The organism is Bacillus sp. FAU18, from assembly GCF_056033885.1.
Genome location: NZ_JBVYHZ010000004.1, coordinates 251,450 through 269,880 on the forward strand (window position 1 = coordinate 251,450; position 18,431 = coordinate 269,880).

The following is an 18,431-nucleotide window of genomic DNA, read 5'->3' on the forward strand; positions in this document are numbered from 1 at the left end:
AGTGACACGAGATTCCGGCGAACCGGCTTTAAGTTAGAATATACAAACTATTCCGATAAGTCAAGTTGTTTTTAAAGAGCGGGCCCAAGCCGCAATTTCTTGAATATCTTCGGGTTTTGTCCGGCAGCAGCCGCCAATCAGCCTCGCCCCTTTTTCATGCCAGGTGCGGGCGCTCGCCCCGTAAGATTCTGCGCATGCTGCGCCGTTCCACGTTTTTGTTTCCGGATCATATTGCTCACCTGAATTCGGATAGACAATGATCGGTTTTGACGTGTTCTTTTTTAACTCCTCTATCAAGGAAGGGATATGCTGAAGCGGCGTGCAGTTGATGCCGAGTGCTGCAATTTGGCGGTGTTCATCAAGCCACGATGCGCAGTCAGCGGCAGGTGTTCCGTCACTGATATGCAGGCCGTCTTTAGCACTGAAGCTGATCCATGCATACGTTTCAGGAAATTCCTTCAACAGCCGAACAATCGCTTTGGCTTCAGTCAGACACGGAATCGTTTCGCATGCCAAAACATCAGCTCCGGCTTCAATCAGCGCCTTCATCCGGGGACGATGAAATTCAATCAGTTCATCTTCTGGTATTGCGTAGTTGCCGCGATATTCAGACCCGTCTGCAAGATAAGCGCCATAAGGGCCTACAGAAGCCGCAATGATCGGTTTTGGCCGATTCAAACGGTTCTCTTCAAGCGACCAAAATTCATCACGTGCTTCAGCTGCGATGCTGACGGATAACTCGATGAGCCGGCGTGCTTCCGCTTCGCTCAGCCCGCGTGCGGCAAAGCCTTCAAATGTAGACTGATAGCTGGCGGTGATTGTACAATCGGCGCCTGCCGCGAAATAATCAGTATGAACTTGTTTAATCAGATTTGGCTCTTCCATCAGGATTTTTGCCGACCACAGACTGTCGTTCAAATCACAGCCCTTGCGTTCAAGCTCGGTCGCCATGGCGCCGTCTAGCACAATAAGCGGGTATGTATCTAATATGTGTTGGATAGGATTCATAGAATGTACCGATGCCTTCTTTCAGATTTTTTTGAAAAAGATATGAAAATCGTAATGGAGGCTTACGTGTTTGTCAATAAACGCAAAAAGGAAAAGGTGTTCAGCCGATATGTCTGAACACCCTTTTCTTATGATATTTGTTTGTTGTGCGTGTCAGTCTTTGTGTCTGAAACCGGCCAGCACTCAATGCCATTATGGTTTTTGAGCACATCTTTATAAAAGACCGGATCCTTGCCTGCTTTTTTCTGGCGTGTATAGTCTTTCAGCGCCGTAAAAACGACCTTTGATAGTAAGAAAATCGCGATTAAATTCACGACGACCATCAAACCCATGAACAAATCAGCAAGATCCCAGACGAGCTGGACTTTGGCAACACAGCCAAACACGATCATTGCCAGCACGCCGATACGGTAGACAAAAATCAGTTTTTTGCTTTTGTTCAAAAAGCCGATATTGGTTTCGCCATAATAATAGTTTCCAATTAGAGCACAGAATCCGAATAACAAAATCAGAATGGCGAGAAAGCCTGATGCCCATGATCCGACATGGGAGCTGAGGGAGGCTTGTGTCAAGGCGATTCCGCTCAGACCCGGAGTATGATAGGCGTCCGAAAACAGGATGATAAAGGCGGTGCTTGTACAAATGATTAGCGTATCTGACAGGACACCAAGCGCTTGAATCAGCCCCTGTTTGACAGGATGGCTTGTTGTGGCGGTGGCAGCGGCATTCGGTGCGCTCCCCATTCCCGCTTCGTTTGAAAAAATTCCCCGTCTAACGCCTTGCATGAGTGCCGCGCCCAAAGCCCCGCCGGCGGCCTGGTCAAAACCAAACGCATTTTTCACGATTAGCGCAAGCACACCTGGCAGCTGCGTAATGTTGGTAAAAATGACGAAAAACGCAACTCCGATATACAGGACAGCCAATACGACGACAATGGATTCAGCCAGCTTTGCAATGCGCTTGACTCCGCCAAAAATAATCGTGCCGAATACAGCAATTAAAATGAGTCCCAATGTCAGGCGGTTTGTGCCAAACGCGTTTTCAAAGGCAAGGCTGACTGTATTGGATTGAACCGAGTTGAAGACGATACCGAACGATAAGGTGATTAACACAGCGAACAGCGCGCCCATCCACCTTTTGTTCAGCCCTTTTTCCATGTAATACGCAGGCCCGCCGCGGAAGCCGTTTACATCTTTTACTTTATAAATCTGAGCCAGTGTGCTTTCCACAAAGCTAGATGCTGATCCGATAATGGCGATAATCCACATCCAGAAGATTGCACCGGGCCCGCCGAGTGCAATGGCGATGGCAATGCCCGTAATATTTCCCGTTCCGACACGGGCCGCCATGCTGATGCAAAAGGCTTGAAACGGAGAAATGCTGTTTTTCGATCGGGAAGCAGCACCTTCTCTTAATACCCTGACCATTTCTTTCAGCATGCGAACCTGTAAAAACTTCAGCCTGAACGTAAAATAGATTCCAAAAGAAAGGAGCAAAACAATTAATAGCTTTGACCACAAAAGATCATTTGCAATACCGACGATATGTTCCAGGATTTGCTGCATAGAATCACCTCTTTTTTCATATTTAAAAAATGCTGAGCTCCCATTCCTGCGCCATATGCTTCAGCAGCATACCGCCAGTGAGGCTGTTGCCGTATTCATCAATGGCAGGCCCGTAAATGCCGATGCCGCATCCGGATTGAAAAGGCTGTTCTCTTCTGGCGCTTGGAGGCACCAGCGCCATGATGCCGCCGGAGACGCCGCTTTTGGCCGGCACGCCGACAAACGCCGCATATTTGCCTGAAGCGTTGTACATGCCGCACGTCAGCATTAATGCCTTGGCCAATTTTGCGACATCTTTTGGAATCACCTGCTCGCGTCGAATCGGATGATACCCGTCATGAGCAAGGATCAGGCCGATCAACGCAATATCTTCTGTAGTGCTCTCCATAGCGCATTGCTTCAAGTACACCTCAAGTGTTTCTTCTACTTCAGCTTCTAAAAAGTTTGTTTCTTTTAAATAGTAGGCCAGCGCTCTGTTGCGGTGGGCGGTTTCCCATTCAGAACGGAATACTTCCTCATGAATTCTCGGCCGTTTTCCTATCAAAGTTTCCATCACCGAGTAAAGAAACACGAGCTTTTCGTATGCCGATTCTCCGGGAAGAATCGAAGCGATGGTAAGGGCGCCCGCGTTGATCATGGGATTGAAGGGCTTTCCCGGCTTGTTGATTTCGAGCCGAATGATTGAATTAAAGGCGTCGCCTGTCGGCTCGACATCTACGCGGTCCAGCACATAGGGAATGCCGCGGCTCATGCAGGCGGCAATAAAGCTAATCACTTTTGAAATGCTTTGCAGGGTAAAAGAGACGTTCCAGTCGCCGGCGTGTATCATCGTTCCATCAGGCTCCAATACACAGATGCCGAGCTGTGAATCATTGATTTTTCCTAATGCGGGGATATAGTTTGCACTTTGTCCATTGGCGGCAAAAGGGCGATAGTACTCAACCCAATCATGCAGCTGTAACGCCGGGTTTATGTCTTTCTGGTGCTCTTTTATCAATTCTTTCATCGAATTCCTCCTCACTGATTTTTTTCTTAAAGGACTGAGGTGTATCAAAACGAAGGCTAAAGGGGCGTTAAACGCTTTCATGATAGCGGAAGGTATAATTACTGTATAATGGCGACTACAGAATCATACAAAATACGACAAAAACATTTTGAAAATAAGCAGTAAGATTTATAAAAACCTTATTTTCTGGGTCAAAAGCAATTTGCAGGTTTTCGCCCGATTCCCCAAAATAAAAAGCGAGGATGTGATCAACATAAAACTGGAACGGTTTATTGAAAAAGACGGATATATACTGGCCCTCATGCTGATAACGGTGCCGCTGGCCGGTGAACTGAAATTTTATCCCCTTAATGAAGAATTCCGGGTCAGCTTTGGGGCACCGGTTTTTTTCTTCTTTTTATCGTTGTTGCGGCATGTGCCCGCTGTGCTGCCGGGTTTTCTGACTGGAGCGGCTGTTTTCATCTTTCGCGTCTTACTGGAATTATGGGGCGGAGGACACAATGGACTGACTCCGATTCTGTATGATCAAGCGTCTGGCTTTTTCTTTTATATGACTTACGCCTGTCTGTTTTCCATATTAAAGGCCAATCGTTTCCGTGAACGGCCGATTATGCTCGGTTTCATTGGGTTTATGATTGAAGTTGTGTCAGATTGTGTCGAGCTGGCTGTGCAATTTCTCATTTTTCATACGGTTGTCACGCCTGAGAAAATCACTGACATTGCGGTGATTGCGATTTCTCACACATTTATTGTGATGAGCTTTTATAGTGTGCTGAAGCTGTATGAAACACAATCGAGAGAAAAACAGACAAGGCAGCAGCACGAGCACATGCTGATGATCGTTTCCAATTTATATGAAGAAACGGTGCACCTAAAAAAGACATTGAAAACGACAGAGAAAGTGACAAACGATTCGTATCAGCTCTATCGGGAAATGAAGGGCAAGGATGTTCAGCTGAGCGGCAGAATCCTGAGACTGGCCGGAGAGATTCATGAAGTGAAAAAGGACAACCAGCGGATATTCGCAGGGCTTTCAAAATTGATTTCGAATGAGAGTTTGAGAGATTATATGAGGGCTTCTGATTTGCTGCAGCTCGTGATTCGAATGAATGAAAAGTACGCTGAAGCACTAGGGAAGCAGATTGATTTTTACTGCTCGATCGAGGGAGAGCATGACGAATATCACGTATTTATCGTGCTTTCGATCATTAATAATCTAACAGCAAATGCGGTAGAGGCTATGGATGAAGAGGGAATGGTCAGCCTGAGGCTCCGTAAGCCAAATGAGAGTATGGTAGAATTCCAGGTGGAAGACAATGGCCCCGGGATTTCTGAGAAAATCGGAGACATTGTGTTTGACCCGGGCTTTACTTCAAAATATGACGAATTTGGCACGCCTTCTACGGGTATCGGACTTTCCTACGTAAAGGAAATCGTGACAGAGCTAGAAGGGGATATCACGTTTGATAATCAGCAGCGGGGAGTGGTGTTTGCCATCAGGCTGCCTGTCCGGCATTTGATTCAGAAAGGGTGAACCAAAAGCTATGCGTTTTTTTATTGCAGATGATGACCGTGCGGTGCGGTCAATTTTAAGGCAGATCATTGAGGACGAAGATCTCGGGGAAGCTGCTGGTGAAGCAGACGACGGAAGCCAAGTGGAAGGGCATATGCTGCAATTTAAGCAGATTGATATTTTATTAATCGATCTGTTAATGCCCGGAAGAGACGGCATTGAGACGATTCGTCAGATCCAGAATACGTACTCCGGCAAAATCGTAATGATCTCTCAAGTGGAGGCGAAGGAAATGGTCGGGGAAGCGTATTCGCTCGGCATCGAATATTTTATCCATAAGCCGATTAACCGCATTGAAATTGTCACGGTTCTCCAAAAGGTGAAGGAGCGGATCGAGCTTGAACACTCGATTGGAGCCATTCAGCATTCTCTAAGCCGGCTTGTCAATCGGACTGAACGGAAAGCGCGTCCCCAGCAGAAGAGTGACAGCGGTTTAAAAGAGGCAGGAACATTCCTGTTGTCCGAGCTGGGCATGATGGGAGAAGGCGGCGCACATGATCTCATGGCGGTCCTGCAGTATTTAGCAGAACACGAGCAATCCGAGCCGCACGAAAAACAAAGCCCTTCGCTAAAACAAATATTCACCCAAGTAGCGGTACGGAAGCTGGGGACAGGGGCCTCACAGACGGAAGTCAATCGCGAAATGAAAGCCTCGGAGCAGCGTATCCGCAGAGCGATTATTCATTCGCTGCACCATTTTGCTTCACTGGGCACAACTGATTTTTCGAATCCAAAATTTGAAACCTATGCATCGAAATTCTTTGATTTTCCGGTTGTCAGCCAGAAAATGAAAGAACTCCAATCCAAGGATGCAAAACCCCTTGCACCTGCTAGAATAAATATGAAAAAATTCATCCACGTGTTTTTTTTGGAAGCAAAGCTTTTGCATGAAACGATGAAACAAAGAAGGATATAAACCAAACAGCCGGCTGACCAGGCTGTTTTTTTGCTGCGCAGAATCCCGGCCGGACAGTGATTTACCGCTTTTTTATAAAATATCAGAAAATAAAGATATTGACTTATTGTTTATTTGTCTTACAATTAAACAAAAGGATATACGGGAAGGGGCGGTTGTAAAAGAAAAATTAATAAAAGCGCTTTCAGTCAAGGGCTGTATACACAAATAACAGGAGGTTATGTTGATGAGCCGTATCAGAAAAGCACCCGCTGGAATTTTAGGTTTTCCGGTTGCTCCTTTTAACACACAAGGAAAACTGGAGGAAGAAGCTCTTTTTCAAAACATTGAGTTTTTGCTGGAAGAAGGATTGGAAGCGATATTTATCGCTTGTGGGTCTGGTGAATTCCAATCTCTCAGCCAGAAGGAATATGAGCAAATGGTGGAAGTCGCAGTCTCGGCAGCCGGAGGAAAGGTGCCGGTCTACACGGGGGTGGGCGGCAACCTCAGCACAGCGCTTGATTGGGCGCAGCTGTCGGAGAAAAAAGGCGCCGACGGCTACTTGATTCTGCCTCCGTATTTGGTGCATGGCGAACAGGAGGGGCTGTACCAGTATGCGAAAACGATTATTGAAAGCACTGACTTGAACGCGATTCTTTATCAGCGCGATAACGCCGTTCTCTCAGTTGAACAGATCAAACGTCTGACCGAATGTGAACAGCTTGTCGGTGTCAAAGACGGGGTAGGAAATATGGATTTGAATATCAACCTCGTCTATACGATCGGCGACCGCTTAGGATGGCTCAACGGAATGCCGATGGCTGAAGTGACGATGCCGGCTTATCTGCCGATCGGGTTCCACTCTTACTCTTCAGCGATTTCAAATTATATCCCGCATATTTCGCGAATGTTCTATGATGCATTGAAAAACGGAAATGACGAGCTTGTGAAGGAACTCTATCGGCATGTGATTCTGCCGATCAACGACATTCGCAAACAACGGAAAGGCTACGCCGTATCCTTGATTAAAGCCGGTATGGAAATCATGGGTTTGAATGTAAGGAATACAGCCAGACCGCCTGTCGGCCCGGTTGAAAAAGATCATTATCAGCAATTGGAAGCAATTTTGAAGCGGGCGGCTGACCGTTTTCCGAAAAAAGCCGCGACGGTTTGACCAGAAAAAACACGAAAGGGGCAATGGGCATGTCTGTGATCACGGAACAAAACACGTACCTCAACTTTATTAACGGAGAGTGGGTTAAGTCTCAATCAGGCGATATGGTCAAGGTCGAAAACCCTGCCGATGTGAATGATATTGTCGGATATGTACAGAATTCAACGGCTGAAGATGTGGAACGTGCCGTCGTCGCCGCCAATGAAGCCAAAACGGCTTGGAGAAAGCTGACGGGTGCCGAGCGCGGCCAATACTTATACAAAACAGCGGATATCATGGAGCAGCGCTTGGAGGAAATCGCCGCCTGTGCAACGCGTGAAATGGGTAAAACATTGCCGGAAGCGAAGGGAGAAACAGCCCGGGGGATTGCCATTCTGCGCTATTATGCCGGAGAGGGTATGCGAAAAACGGGTGACGTCATTCCGTCTACTGACAAAGACGCGCTCATGTTTACCACCCGTGTTCCGCTCGGTGTGGTCGGCGTGATTTCTCCGTGGAACTTCCCAGTGGCGATTCCGATTTGGAAAATGGCGCCGGCATTGGTATACGGCAATACCGTTGTCATCAAACCGGCGACAGAAACAGCTGTGACATGCGCGAAGATCATTGCCTGCTTTGAGGAAGCGGGGCTCCCGGCAGGGGTCATCAATTTGGTGACAGGCCCGGGTTCTGTTGTCGGGCAGGGGCTTGCTGAGCATGACGGTGTAAACGCCGTTACGTTTACCGGTTCAAATCAAGTCGGAAAAATCATCGGGCAAGCCGCTTTAGCGAGGGGAGCCAAGTACCAGCTTGAGATGGGCGGCAAAAACCCTGTCATCGTAGCTGATGATGCTGACCTTGAAGCTGCGGCAGAAGCTGTCATAACGGGGGCCTTCCGTTCAACCGGCCAGAAATGCACCGCGACAAGCCGTGTCATTGTACAAAGCGGAATTTATGAGCGCTTTAAAGAAAAACTGCTTCACCGCACAAAAGATATTACAATCGGAGACAGCTTAAAAGAGGATGTCTGGATGGGACCGATTGCCAGCAAGAATCAGCTTGATAACTGCCTGTCATACATTGAGAAAGGCAAACAGGAGGGCGCTTCCCTTTTAATAGGAGGAGAAAAGCTGGAGAACGGAAAGTATCAAAACGGCTATTATGTTCAGCCTGCCATCTTTGACAATGTGACATCTGAGATGACAATTGCCCAGGAGGAAATTTTCGGTCCGGTGATCGCCTTGATCAAGGTGGACTCGATGGAGGAGGCGCTGAACATCGCCAATGATGTGAAGTTCGGTTTAAGTGCATCCATCTTCACGGAAAACATCGGCCGAATGCTTTCTTTCATTGATGAAATCGATGCCGGGCTGGTTCGGATCAATGCAGAAAGCGCAGGTGTTGAGCTGCAGGCGCCTTTTGGCGGCATGAAGCAGTCGAGCTCCCACTCCCGAGAACAGGGTGAGGCAGCGAAGGACTTTTTCACGGCGATTAAAACCGTTTTTGTGAAGCCGTAATGGTGCTGGAAAGAGGCGTGCGTCTCTTTCCCGGCTTTATCACAGCCAGCATATGATTCTCTACTTTGAAAAGGAGAAGATACTATGAAAAAAGACTTTGCGAGTGTTACACCGGCGGGCAAAAAAACGTCCGTGCGCTGGTTCATCGTGTTTATGCTGTTTCTTGTGACCTCTATTAACTACGCGGATCGAGCGACGCTTTCCATCACCGGAGATTCCGTCCAGCATGATTTGGGATTGGACTCGGTCGCCATGGGATATGTCTTTTCTGCCTTTGGCTGGGCCTATGTTATCGGACAGCTTCCGGGCGGCTGGCTGCTGGACCGTTTTGGTTCAAAGACTATCATTGCGTTAAGCATCTTTTTCTGGTCGTTTTTTACGCTGCTGCAAGGGGCGATTGGCTTTTTCTCCGCCGGCACAGCGATTATCCTGCTGTTTGCACTGCGTTTTCTGGTTGGTTTATCAGAAGCGCCTTCATTTCCCGGAAACGGCAGAGTTGTTGCCTCATGGTTTCCAAGCTCCGAGCGCGGGACAGCTTCAGCCTTTTTTAATTCAGCACAATACTTCGCAATCGTCATTTTTTCTCCTTTAATGGGCTGGCTTACCCACTCTTTCGGCTGGCATTCCGTCTTCGTTGTCATGGGTATTGCGGGCATTCTTCTGGCTGTCATCTGGCTAAAAACGGTGTATGAACCGAAAAAACACCCAAAGGTTAATGAAGCTGAGCTTGCGTACATCGAACAGGGCGGCGGGCTGATTTCCATGGATGACAGTAAAAGCAAACAAGAAACAGAATCGAAATGGCCGTATATCAAACAGCTGTTAACGAACCGCATGCTGATTGGCGTGTACATCGCGCAATACTGTATTACGACTCTCACCTATTTCTTTCTCACATGGTTTCCGGTATATTTGGTTCAGGCCCGCGGCATGTCTATTCTTGAAGCTGGGTTTGTCGCTTCCCTGCCGGCGCTGTGCGGATTTGCCGGCGGCGTCCTTGGGGGCATTGTGTCAGACATCTTACTCAAAAAAGGCCGTTCACTGACCTTTGCAAGAAAAGTGCCAATCATTGCCGGCATGCTGCTGTCTTGCAGTATGATTGTCTGCAACTATACAGATTCAGCGTGGCTTGTCGTTGTTATTATGTCGCTCGCGTTTTTCGGAAAAGGCTTCGGCGCATTGGGCTGGGCTGTCGTGTCGGACACGTCTCCGAAAGAATGTGCAGGATTAAGCGGCGGTTTGTTCAACACTTTCGGCAATATTGCCTCGATTACAACACCGATTATTATCGGATACATTGTTAATGCCACTGGATCTTTTAATGGCGCGCTTGTGTTTGTCGGCGCTAACGCGATTGCGGCGATCCTCAGCTATTTGCTGCTGGTCGGGCCGATCAAACGGGTCGTGTTAAAGAAACAAGAACAAGACCCCGATCAATCGTTGCCTGTCTAATATTTATGAAAGCGCTTTATAAAGGGAGGAAAATGCATGAGTTCACCGATACAAGAGCAGGTTCAAAAAGAGAAAAGATCGAATATTCCCTCAATTTCTGAAATGAAGGTGATTCCTGTTGCGGGACATGACAGCATGCTGCTGAATCTAAGCGGAGCACACAGCCCGTTTTTTACCCGGAATATCGTAATCTTAACGGACAGCAGCGGAAATCAGGGAGTCGGCGAGGTGCCTGGCGGAGAGCATATTCGCCGCACACTGGAGCTGTCAGAGCCGCTTGTTGTCGGAAAATCTATCGGTGCGTACCAAGCGATATTGCAAACGGTCAGAAAGCAGTTTGGCGATCAGGACAGGGGAGGGCGAGGAAACCAGACGTTTGATTTGCGCACCACTGTGCACGCCGTCACCGCACTGGAAGCGGCTTTGTTAGATTTGCTTGGAAAGTTTCTTCAGGAACCGGTCGCGGCTTTGCTGGGCGAAGGGAAGCAGCGTGATGAAGTAAAAATGCTCGGTTACCTCTTTTACATCGGCGACCGAAAGCGGACGACCTTGCCGTATCAAAGCGATGAGCAGTCAGATTGTGCGTGGTTCCGTCTGCGCCATGAGGAAGCGCTGACGCCGGAGGCCATTGTGCGTCTTGCCGAATCAGCACAGGAGCGCTATGGCTTTCAGGATTTCAAGTTGAAAGGCGGGGTGCTGCGGGGAGAAGAGGAAATCGAAGCTGTTACCGCATTATCGAAACGTTTTCCAGAGGCAAGGATCACTCTTGATCCGAACGGGGCATGGTCATTAGAGGAAGCTATTGCATTATGCAAAGGAAAGCAAGATGTGCTCGCGTATGCGGAAGATCCGTGCGGGGATGAGAATGGCTACTCCGCTCGTGAAGTAATGGCTGAATTCCGCCGTGCGACAGGGCTTCCGACTGCGACAAATATGATTGCGACTGACTGGCGGGAAATGGGTCACGCAATTCAGCTCCATGCGGTGGATATACCGCTGGCTGATCCGCATTTTTGGACGATGCAAGGGTCGGTGCGGGTTGCGCAAATGTGCCATGATTGGGGTTTGACATGGGGCTCGCATTCCAACAACCACTTTGATATTTCCCTAGCGATGTTTACCCATGTGGCAGCAGCGGCTCCGGGGCGGATCACGGCGATTGATACCCATTGGATCTGGCAGGACGGGCAGCGATTAACGAAACAGCCTTTTGAGATTTCTTCTGGCTGTGTCAAGGTGCCGGATAAGCCTGGACTAGGCGTCGATATTGATATGGAACAAGTGGAAAAAGCGCATGAGATCTACCGGAAAATGAATTTAGGCGCACGGAATGACGCGATCCCAATGCAGTTCCTGATCCGCAACTGGGAATTTGACCGGAAGCGCCCGTGTCTTGTGCGATAAGTTTGTTTGTAAATATTGTCATATCCGCTATTTTGTCTTACAATTGAACAACTGAAGGGAGAGTTGTTCGTGTACGAAGGTTTAGAGGATTTGAAAGTCGATACAGTCAATCGGAAAACATTAGCCAAGCAGGTCATCGAACGGATTGTCCATTTATTATCGAGCGGACAGTTGAGGGCCGGAGACAAATTGCCGACAGAAATGGAACTGATGGACATTTTGCATGTCAGCAGGCCGGTGCTACGGGAAGCACTCAGTTCACTTGAAACGCTGGGCGTCATTACGAGAAAAACACGAGGGGGCACATATTTCAACGATAAAATCGGCATGCAGCCATTCTCCGTCATGCTTGCTTTGGCCACTGATAATCTTCCGGCTATCATTGAAGCGCGGATGGCGCTAGAACTTGGACTTGTGACAATTGCCGCGGAAAAAATCAATGAGGAAGAGCTTCAGCGTTTGCAGAAGACGATCGACGATATTGCCAACAGCACTGACAATCATTATGGTGAAGCGGATAAAGAGTTCCATCGAATTATTGCGTTAAGCGCCAATAACCCCGTCGTTGAAGGGATGATTCAGTCCCTGCTGATCACCCATGCGAAAATTGACAGCCAAATTCCGTACAGGGAGAGAGATGTAACGGTCGAATATCACAAAAAAATATACGACGCCCTTGCCAAAAGAGATCCGTACAAAGCACATTACCACATGTATGAGCATCTGAAATTTGTCCGTGACAAAATTCTAAAAGGAATGGATGAAAAATAATGGTGAGCAACCGCAGTTGAAACGTAAGAGCTGCGGTTTTTTTAAAACCAATTTAGAAAACGCTTACTAAGATATGAGGAGTGATTTTCATATGGCGATGAACCTCAGGAAGAACCAAGCGCCCCTTTACATCAAAGTGCATGAAATAGATAACACCGCGATTATTGTAAATGATGGAGGACTGCCAAAGGGCACTGTTTTCTCATGCGGGCTCGTACTTGAAGAGGATGTTCCTCAAGGCCATAAGGTGGCCCTCACCGATCTCAATCAAGGGGACGAGATCGTGCGTTACGGAGAGGTGATCGGATTTGCTGATGAGACGATCAAACGCGGGAGCTGGATACGGGAAGCCCTCGTGAGAATGCCCGCTCCTCCGGCGTTAGACGATCTTCCTCTCGCAAACAGGGTGCCGCAGCCGCGGCCGCCTCTTGAAGGCTACACGTTTGAAGGATACCGAAATGCGGATGGCAGTGTGGGGACAAAAAATATCCTCGGCATCACGACAAGTGTTCAATGTGTTGTTGGCGTTTTGGATTATGCAGTCAAACGAATAAAAGAAGAGCTGCTGCCGAAATACCCAAATGTCGATGACGTTGTGCCGCTGCATCATCAATACGGATGCGGCGTGGCGATCAATGCGCCCGACGCTGTTATTCCGATCCGCACGATTCAAAATCTCGCGAAGCATCCGAACTTCGGCGGAGAAGTAATGGTAATCGGATTGGGATGTGAAAAGCTCCTCCCGGAAAGAATTGCCTCCGAAAATGATGATGACATTCTATCGCTCCAGGATCACCGAGGTTTTGCGGCGATGATCCAATCCATTTTGGAAATGGCGGAGGAACGGTTAATCAGGCTGAACAGCAGAACCCGGGTGTCATGCCCTGTTTCGGATCTGGTTATCGGCCTGCAATGCGGCGGCAGTGATGCGTTTTCCGGCGTGACGGCGAACCCTGCCGTGGGGTATGCGGCTGATTTATTGGTTCGCGCAGGTGCAACGGTTTTGTTTTCTGAAGTGACAGAGGTGCGGGATGCCATTCATTTATTAACGCCGCGGGCTGTCAGTGAAGAGGTCGGACAATCGCTGATCAAAGAGATGAAGTGGTATGACAGCTATCTCCGGCGGGGAGACGCAGACCGAAGCGCAAACCCGTCACCAGGCAATAAAAAAGGCGGATTATCCAATGTGGTGGAAAAAGCGTTAGGCTCGGTAGCGAAATCAGGCACAAGCCCCATCTCCGGCGTGCTTGGCCCTGGTGAAAGAGCAGAGCAAAAAGGCCTGCTGTTCGCGGCGACACCGGCAAGCGATTTTGTGTGCGGCACCCTGCAGCTGGCTGCGGGCATGAATCTGCAGGTGTTTACGACAGGGAGAGGAACACCATATGGCCTGGCTGCTGCGCCGGTGCTGAAAGTATCGACGCGGCATTCCTTATCAGAGCATTGGGCAGATTTAATCGATATCAATGCCGGCCGAATCGCGACAGGAGAGGCCAGTATCGAAGATGTAGGCTGGGAAATCTTCAGGACGATTTTGGATGTGGCAAGCGGCCGCAAACAAACGTGGGCAGACCGTTGGGGTCTTCATAATGATTTGTGCTTGTTTAATCCTGCTCCAGTGACTTGATTTATTGTTCTAGTAGATTGAAATTGGAATATGATGTAAAATGATAATCAACAAACAAAGAACGGAGGGGTTCCAGCATGGCATTCATGAGATTCCGAGTGACACGAATTCAATAGTGAACAACTCTCGCCTGAATGCGAGAGAATCGGGATGAATCCGCCTATGTATGAGCCCTTACATGATTATCAAAAAAGAGGGTGGCGTGCCTGCCCTTTTTTGTGCCTTCAAGCATCCCTTCTCTCTACTGCAGGCCGGAGCATGAGAAAGGGGAAATGGGATGACAAACCTTAACGAAAAACAGCTTATCACTGAGATTGTCGGGCTTGCACGCAGCCAAGGTTTGACGGTTCATTCTGAGAACGCGCAATTGAATGAAACCGGAATGGACTTTCAAGTTGTATTTGCCAAGGACGACACAGGTATGCCATGGGTGCTGCGAAAACCGCGGCGAAGTGATGTTGTGGAAAGAGCATCCGCGGAAGGCAGAACGCTTGCCTTTCTCCGCGCGAATCTGACTGCTGATGTGCCGGATTGGAGAATTCACACGCCGGAATTGATCGCTTACCCCATGTTAAAAGGAACGCCGGCGGCCGGGATTGATTTGGAACAAAAGCAATATGTTTGGAATATGAATCATCAGCCGCCGTCAGACGACTTTGTCCGCACACTTGCCGACATACTGGCTGAATTACATGGCACGGATCAAATATCTGCTGGGCAATCCGGAATAGAAGTGATAAGGCCAGAAGATTTCAGGCAAATGACAGCAGACTCTATGGTTGATGTGAAGAATAAGCTTGGCGTATCTACGACGCTTTGGGAAAGATGGCAAAAGTGGATAGATGATGATGCATACTGGCCGGGTTTCTCTTCTTTGATACACGGCGATCTCCACCCGCCGCATATCCTTATCGATCAAAATGGACGTGTCACAGGACTTCTGGATTGGACAGAAGCGAAGGTTGCTGACCCAGCCAAGGATTTTGTTCTTTATCAAACCATTTTCGGAGAAAAAGAAACTGCCCGTTTGCTTGAATACTATGATCAAGCAGGCGGCCGGAAATGGGCAAAAATGCAGGAACACATCTCAGAGATGCAAGCGGCATATCCGCTGGAAATAGCTAAATTCGCTCTGCAAACACAGCAGGAGGAGCACGTCAATATGGCGCTAGAAGCACTCGGTGTAACATCGGATTAAGAATTGACTTCGTTTCATGAACCGATTATTATAAACTCTACAAATAATAGAACGGATCAACAATCGTGAGGAAGAGCAAGTACGCATCAGAATGGAGGTTCAGAGAGTCGGTGGCAGGTGTGAACCGATCCTCCCCTGATGCCGAATGGGCTTCTGAATTGCTTTGCTGAACGGATAGTAGGCGATGCCGGGTTTCTCTCCCCGTTACCAAGAGAGGAGTATCGAATCATAGGTTTTCTGTACTTAGAGTGAATGGCTGTATAGCTGTTAATAAAGGTGGTACCGCGAGACCCTCGTCCTTTGCATAGGACGGGGGTTTTTGTGTTTCTTAAAGGAGGTGACGGCCAATGGACGATGGCTGGTGGTGGCATAGCAGATGAGTTAGAAAGGAGGATATCAAATGGTCATTGCAACTGATGATCTTGAGGTCGCATGTCCTAAATGTGAAAGAGCGGGAGAAATCAAAGGAACACCTTGCCCGGCCTGCAGCGGCAAAGGTGTTATTCTGACTGCTCAAGGATATACGCTTCTGGATTTTATCCAAAAGCATTTGAATAAGTAAAGGAGAAAAGCTGAGCTGAGATGAGAGCAGAAGAGCAGAGTAAGATTCGTGAGGCCGCAGCAGGTACGATTTTTTTGCTGATCGGAACAGTTTGTTTTGCGTCTAAATCGATTTGGATAAAATGGGCATACCAAATGGGTGCTGAGCCAGATGCCGTGCTGCTATACAGGCAGCTGCTGGCTGTTCCGCTGTTTTGGCTGATTTTTTTAATATACCGACCTCCAATGCCAGACGGTAAGAAAAAAGGAGACCTATGGAAGGCTTGTGGCGCGGGAGTGTTTTGTTTTTTTCTGTCTCCCTTGCTTGATTTTATCGGGCTGAACCATGTATCCGCAATGGTTGAACGTATATTGCTGATGAGCTATCCGTTGTTTGTGTTTGGATTCACCGCGTGTCGTGACCGGAAAATGTCCTCAATTCAGGACCTTTTCGCAGTTCTGGCGGTCATGTTTGGGCTTTTCTTGGCGCTGGGCGGCTGGAATGCTGAGCTTTTCCAGGCGAATATGATTGGAGCTGTATTCATTTTGTTATCTTCGGCGGTCTATGCTGCTTATCTTGTCCTTTCCGGGCATCTCGTCCATCAAATCGGGGGGATCCGTCTCAATGCATACGGGATGACAGCTGCTGGAGCTGCCATGATGCTTTACACAGGGATAAAATCGGCGGCTGGCATGAATACGCCAATGGCAGCATATCCGCTTTCTATGTATGGTTTGTTCGCGGTAATTGCAGTCGTGACCACAGTGATTCCATTTGTGCTAATGCTTGAGGGCATAAAACGAATCGGGGCACAGCGAGCCGCCGCCATTTCAATGGCAGGGCCTATCCTGACGATTTTCTATGGAGCTTTATTTCTCGGTGAACGGCTCGGGCTTATTCAAGTCATTGGATGCGCTGCTGTATTCTTTGTCATTACGGGCATAGAATACAGGAAGCTGAAAATAGGAAAATAGGAAAAAAAGAATAATTTTCATAAAACACACACGTTTTTCAATTACAATAAGTGTAATTACGTGTGTGTTTTTTGATTTTGTAAAGGTTAGGTGAGAAGATGCAGCGCATATTGCTTGTAGAAGACGACCACTCAATCAGTGAAATGGTGGATCATTATTTAACAAAAGAAGGCTTTGGAATTGTGCATGCTTTCGACGGAGAAGAGGGCATCCGGCTGTTTCAGCAGGATTCATACGATTTGGTCCTCCTTGATATCATGCTCCCGAAGCTGAACGGCATGGATTTTCTGAAAATCATCCGGGAAAAAAGCAATATACCGGTCTTAATGATTTCGGCAAAAGACGGAGATGTAGACAAGGCATTGGGACTGGGTTTTGGGGCGGATGATTATATCGCCAAACCGTTTTCGATGATTGAGCTGACAGCCAGAGTAAAAGCCGCGATACGGCGGGCGACGCAATATTCGGCAGAGGAGCCGGCTGTGAATAAGGTGATCCGGATTCACCAGCTTGCGATAGATATAGACAATGTTTCCGTTTTGAAAAACGGAGAGCCGCTTCAGCTGACGTCAACAGAATGGCAGCTGCTGTGCTTATTCGCATCAAATCCTAAAAAAGTGTTTACGAAAGAACAAATCTACCGTTCCGTTTGGAATGAAGAGTACTTTGATGATCAGAACATCATTAACGTACATATGCGGAGGCTCAGAGAAAAGATTGAGGATGACCCCTCCTCCCCTCAATATATTAAAACGCTATGGGGCATCGGTTATAAATTAGGAGAGTTTTAGAATGACAGTGCTATGGGTGGCCGCTGTCATCGCTCTGGCGTGTCTGAATGTGATTCAATTCATAATGAAAAAGAAGCGGGACGGGAATCTGGCTTACACGGCTGACCAGCTTAGCTACATGCTCAGCCGGGATTCGGCAGGACAAATTTTGCTTCCTACAGACGATCATGCGCTCAAAGGCTTGCTTGTTAACATCAATCTTATCGTTGAGAATCGTCAGCAGATCAGCGCCCAATTTGCCAAAACAGAGCAATCCATGAAGCGGATGCTGACCAATATGTCGCACGACCTGAAAACGCCGTTAACGGTCATTCTCGGTTATATCGAAGCCATTCAAAGTGACCCGAACATGCCGGACGAAGAGCGGGAAAGATTGCTGGAGAAGCTACGCCAGAAAACGAATGAACTTATTCAGATGATCAATTCCTTTTTTGATTTAGCGAAATTAGAATCTGAAGATAAAGAGATCCCGATCACCAAAGTACATATGAACGACATATGCAAACGAAATATCCTGCACTATTATGACGCTGTTCAGTCAAAAGGCTTTCAAGCAGCCATCGATATACCGGATACGCCGGTGTATGCGCAGGCGAATGAAGAGGCTCTGGACAGAATCCTGCAAAACCTATTGTCCAATGCGATTCAATATGGCGCGGCCGGCAAGTTAATCGGGCTGACGCTGTCTTATGATGAGAGGAACATCGCCATCACCGTATGGGATCGCGGAAAAGGGATTAGTGAAACCGATCAGCAGCGGGTGTTTGAGAGGCTGTACACACTTGAAGAATCCAGAAATAAAGCATTTCAAGGAAGCGGACTAGGTTTAACCATTACAAAACGGCTTACAGAAAAAATGGGAGGCACCATATCCGTCCAAAGCAAGCCGTACGAACAGACTGCATTTACGATCACATTGAAACGCATGACATATTAATCGTAAGAATTTCTTAAGGTTT

The 18,431-nt window shown here is 47.9% G+C and carries 16 protein-coding genes and 1 other annotated feature; of the genes, 13 read left to right on the plus strand and 3 right to left on the minus strand.

What is annotated here, in order from left to right; genetic code table 11:
• Positions 1-60: 60 nt before the first annotated feature.
• The 3 genes from mmuM to AC0OMU_RS12420 form a co-directional block, all read right to left on the minus strand.
• On the minus strand, positions 61-1,008 hold the full coding sequence (gene mmuM, locus AC0OMU_RS12410) for a homocysteine S-methyltransferase (RefSeq protein ID WP_181218136.1): 948 nt from the start codon (positions 1,006-1,008) through the stop codon (positions 61-63).
• Positions 1,009-1,136: 128 nt separating this feature from the next.
• Positions 1,137-2,573, minus strand: a complete 1,437-nt coding sequence (locus AC0OMU_RS12415; protein ID WP_015382657.1) for an alanine/glycine:cation symporter family protein — start codon at positions 2,571-2,573, stop codon at positions 1,137-1,139.
• 22 nt (positions 2,574-2,595) lie between these two features.
• A complete protein-coding gene (locus AC0OMU_RS12420) occupies positions 2,596-3,579 on the minus strand; it encodes a glutaminase (RefSeq protein ID WP_047182019.1) in 984 nt (327 codons plus the stop codon).
• A 301-nt stretch (positions 3,580-3,880) separates the two neighbouring features.
• Between AC0OMU_RS12420 and glnK the strand changes: the two genes are divergently transcribed.
• The 13 genes from glnK (at position 3,881) to ycbM (ending at position 18,409) form a co-directional block, all read left to right on the plus strand.
• Positions 3,881-5,113: a two-component system sensor histidine kinase GlnK gene (gene glnK, locus AC0OMU_RS12425; RefSeq protein ID WP_080030709.1), complete on the plus strand. Its 1,233-nt coding sequence runs from the start codon at positions 3,881-3,883 to the stop codon at positions 5,111-5,113.
• Positions 5,114-5,123: 10 nt separating this feature from the next.
• Entirely contained in the window at positions 5,124-6,068 is a 945-nt protein-coding gene (gene glnL, locus AC0OMU_RS12430; protein ID WP_003234824.1) for a glutamine utilization two-component system response regulator GlnL, read from the plus strand.
• A 226-nt stretch (positions 6,069-6,294) separates the two neighbouring features.
• Positions 6,295-7,221 (plus strand): 5-dehydro-4-deoxyglucarate dehydratase, encoded by a 927-nt coding sequence (gene kdgD / locus AC0OMU_RS12435; protein ID WP_015482744.1) that lies wholly within the window; start codon positions 6,295-6,297, stop codon positions 7,219-7,221.
• Between the two features lie 29 nt (positions 7,222-7,250).
• Positions 7,251-8,717 carry an alpha-ketoglutaric semialdehyde dehydrogenase GucD gene (gucD, locus tag AC0OMU_RS12440; RefSeq protein ID WP_015482745.1) on the plus strand — a complete coding sequence of 489 codons (1,467 nt, stop codon included), beginning with the start codon at positions 7,251-7,253 and terminating at the stop codon, positions 8,715-8,717.
• Positions 8,718-8,801: 84 nt separating this feature from the next.
• Entirely contained in the window at positions 8,802-10,169 is a 1,368-nt protein-coding gene (gene gudP / locus AC0OMU_RS12445; protein WP_003234818.1) for a glucarate transporter GudP, read from the plus strand.
• A gap of 36 nt (positions 10,170-10,205) precedes the next feature.
• Complete coding sequence (gene gudD / locus AC0OMU_RS12450; protein WP_015382662.1) at positions 10,206-11,573, plus strand: glucarate dehydratase; 1,368 nt, start codon at positions 10,206-10,208, stop codon at positions 11,571-11,573.
• A gap of 69 nt (positions 11,574-11,642) precedes the next feature.
• Positions 11,643-12,344: a FadR/GntR family transcriptional regulator gene (locus AC0OMU_RS12455; RefSeq protein WP_003246338.1), complete on the plus strand. Its 702-nt coding sequence runs from the start codon at positions 11,643-11,645 to the stop codon at positions 12,342-12,344.
• A gap of 91 nt (positions 12,345-12,435) precedes the next feature.
• Positions 12,436-13,968 carry a galactarate dehydratase gene (gene garD, locus AC0OMU_RS12460; protein WP_474241211.1) on the plus strand — a complete coding sequence of 511 codons (1,533 nt, stop codon included), beginning with the start codon at positions 12,436-12,438 and terminating at the stop codon, positions 13,966-13,968.
• A 277-nt stretch (positions 13,969-14,245) separates the two neighbouring features.
• Positions 14,246-15,166 (plus strand): macrolide 2'-phosphotransferase MphK, encoded by a 921-nt coding sequence (gene mphK, locus AC0OMU_RS12465; protein ID WP_047182023.1) that lies wholly within the window; start codon positions 14,246-14,248, stop codon positions 15,164-15,166.
• A 56-nt stretch (positions 15,167-15,222) separates the two neighbouring features.
• Positions 15,223-15,470, plus strand: a binding site (T-box leader).
• Between the two features lie 96 nt (positions 15,471-15,566).
• Positions 15,567-15,728, plus strand: coding sequence for an anti-TRAP regulator (rtpA, locus tag AC0OMU_RS12470; protein ID WP_015382665.1), 162 nt, complete (start codon positions 15,567-15,569; stop codon positions 15,726-15,728).
• Between the two features lie 20 nt (positions 15,729-15,748).
• On the plus strand, positions 15,749-16,681 hold the full coding sequence (locus AC0OMU_RS12475) for a DMT family transporter (RefSeq protein ID WP_015482747.1): 933 nt from the start codon (positions 15,749-15,751) through the stop codon (positions 16,679-16,681).
• Positions 16,682-16,791: 110 nt separating this feature from the next.
• Positions 16,792-17,472, plus strand: coding sequence for a two-component system response regulator YcbL (gene ycbL, locus AC0OMU_RS12480; RefSeq protein ID WP_080010608.1), 681 nt, complete (start codon positions 16,792-16,794; stop codon positions 17,470-17,472).
• Position 17,473: 1 nt separating this feature from the next.
• Positions 17,474-18,409, plus strand: coding sequence for a two-component system sensor histidine kinase YcbM (gene ycbM / locus AC0OMU_RS12485; protein WP_474241212.1), 936 nt, complete (start codon positions 17,474-17,476; stop codon positions 18,407-18,409).
• The last annotated feature ends 22 nt before the right edge of the window (positions 18,410-18,431 follow it).

Excerpts from the sequence above, each read along its gene's own strand:
- mmuM (WP_181218136.1), bottom strand. The coding sequence starts at position 1,008 with ATGAATCCTATCCAACACATATTAGATACATACCCGCTTATTGTGCTA.
- AC0OMU_RS12415 (WP_015382657.1), bottom strand. The coding sequence starts at position 2,573 with ATGCAGCAAATCCTGGAACATATCGTCGGTATTGCAAATGATCTTTTG.
- AC0OMU_RS12420 (WP_047182019.1), bottom strand. The coding sequence starts at position 3,579 with ATGAAAGAATTGATAAAAGAGCACCAGAAAGACATAAACCCGGCGTTA.
- glnK (WP_080030709.1), top strand. The coding sequence starts at position 3,881 with ATGCTGATAACGGTGCCGCTGGCCGGTGAACTGAAATTTTATCCCCTT.
- glnL (WP_003234824.1), top strand. The coding sequence starts at position 5,124 with ATGCGTTTTTTTATTGCAGATGATGACCGTGCGGTGCGGTCAATTTTA.
- kdgD (WP_015482744.1), top strand. The coding sequence starts at position 6,295 with ATGAGCCGTATCAGAAAAGCACCCGCTGGAATTTTAGGTTTTCCGGTT.
- gucD (WP_015482745.1), top strand. The coding sequence starts at position 7,251 with ATGTCTGTGATCACGGAACAAAACACGTACCTCAACTTTATTAACGGA.
- gudP (WP_003234818.1), top strand. The coding sequence starts at position 8,802 with ATGAAAAAAGACTTTGCGAGTGTTACACCGGCGGGCAAAAAAACGTCC.
- gudD (WP_015382662.1), top strand. The coding sequence starts at position 10,206 with ATGAGTTCACCGATACAAGAGCAGGTTCAAAAAGAGAAAAGATCGAAT.
- garD (WP_474241211.1), top strand. The coding sequence starts at position 12,436 with ATGGCGATGAACCTCAGGAAGAACCAAGCGCCCCTTTACATCAAAGTG.
- mphK (WP_047182023.1), top strand. The coding sequence starts at position 14,246 with ATGACAAACCTTAACGAAAAACAGCTTATCACTGAGATTGTCGGGCTT.
- rtpA (WP_015382665.1), top strand. The coding sequence starts at position 15,567 with ATGGTCATTGCAACTGATGATCTTGAGGTCGCATGTCCTAAATGTGAA.
- AC0OMU_RS12475 (WP_015482747.1), top strand. The coding sequence starts at position 15,749 with ATGAGAGCAGAAGAGCAGAGTAAGATTCGTGAGGCCGCAGCAGGTACG.
- ycbM (WP_474241212.1), top strand. The coding sequence starts at position 17,474 with ATGACAGTGCTATGGGTGGCCGCTGTCATCGCTCTGGCGTGTCTGAAT.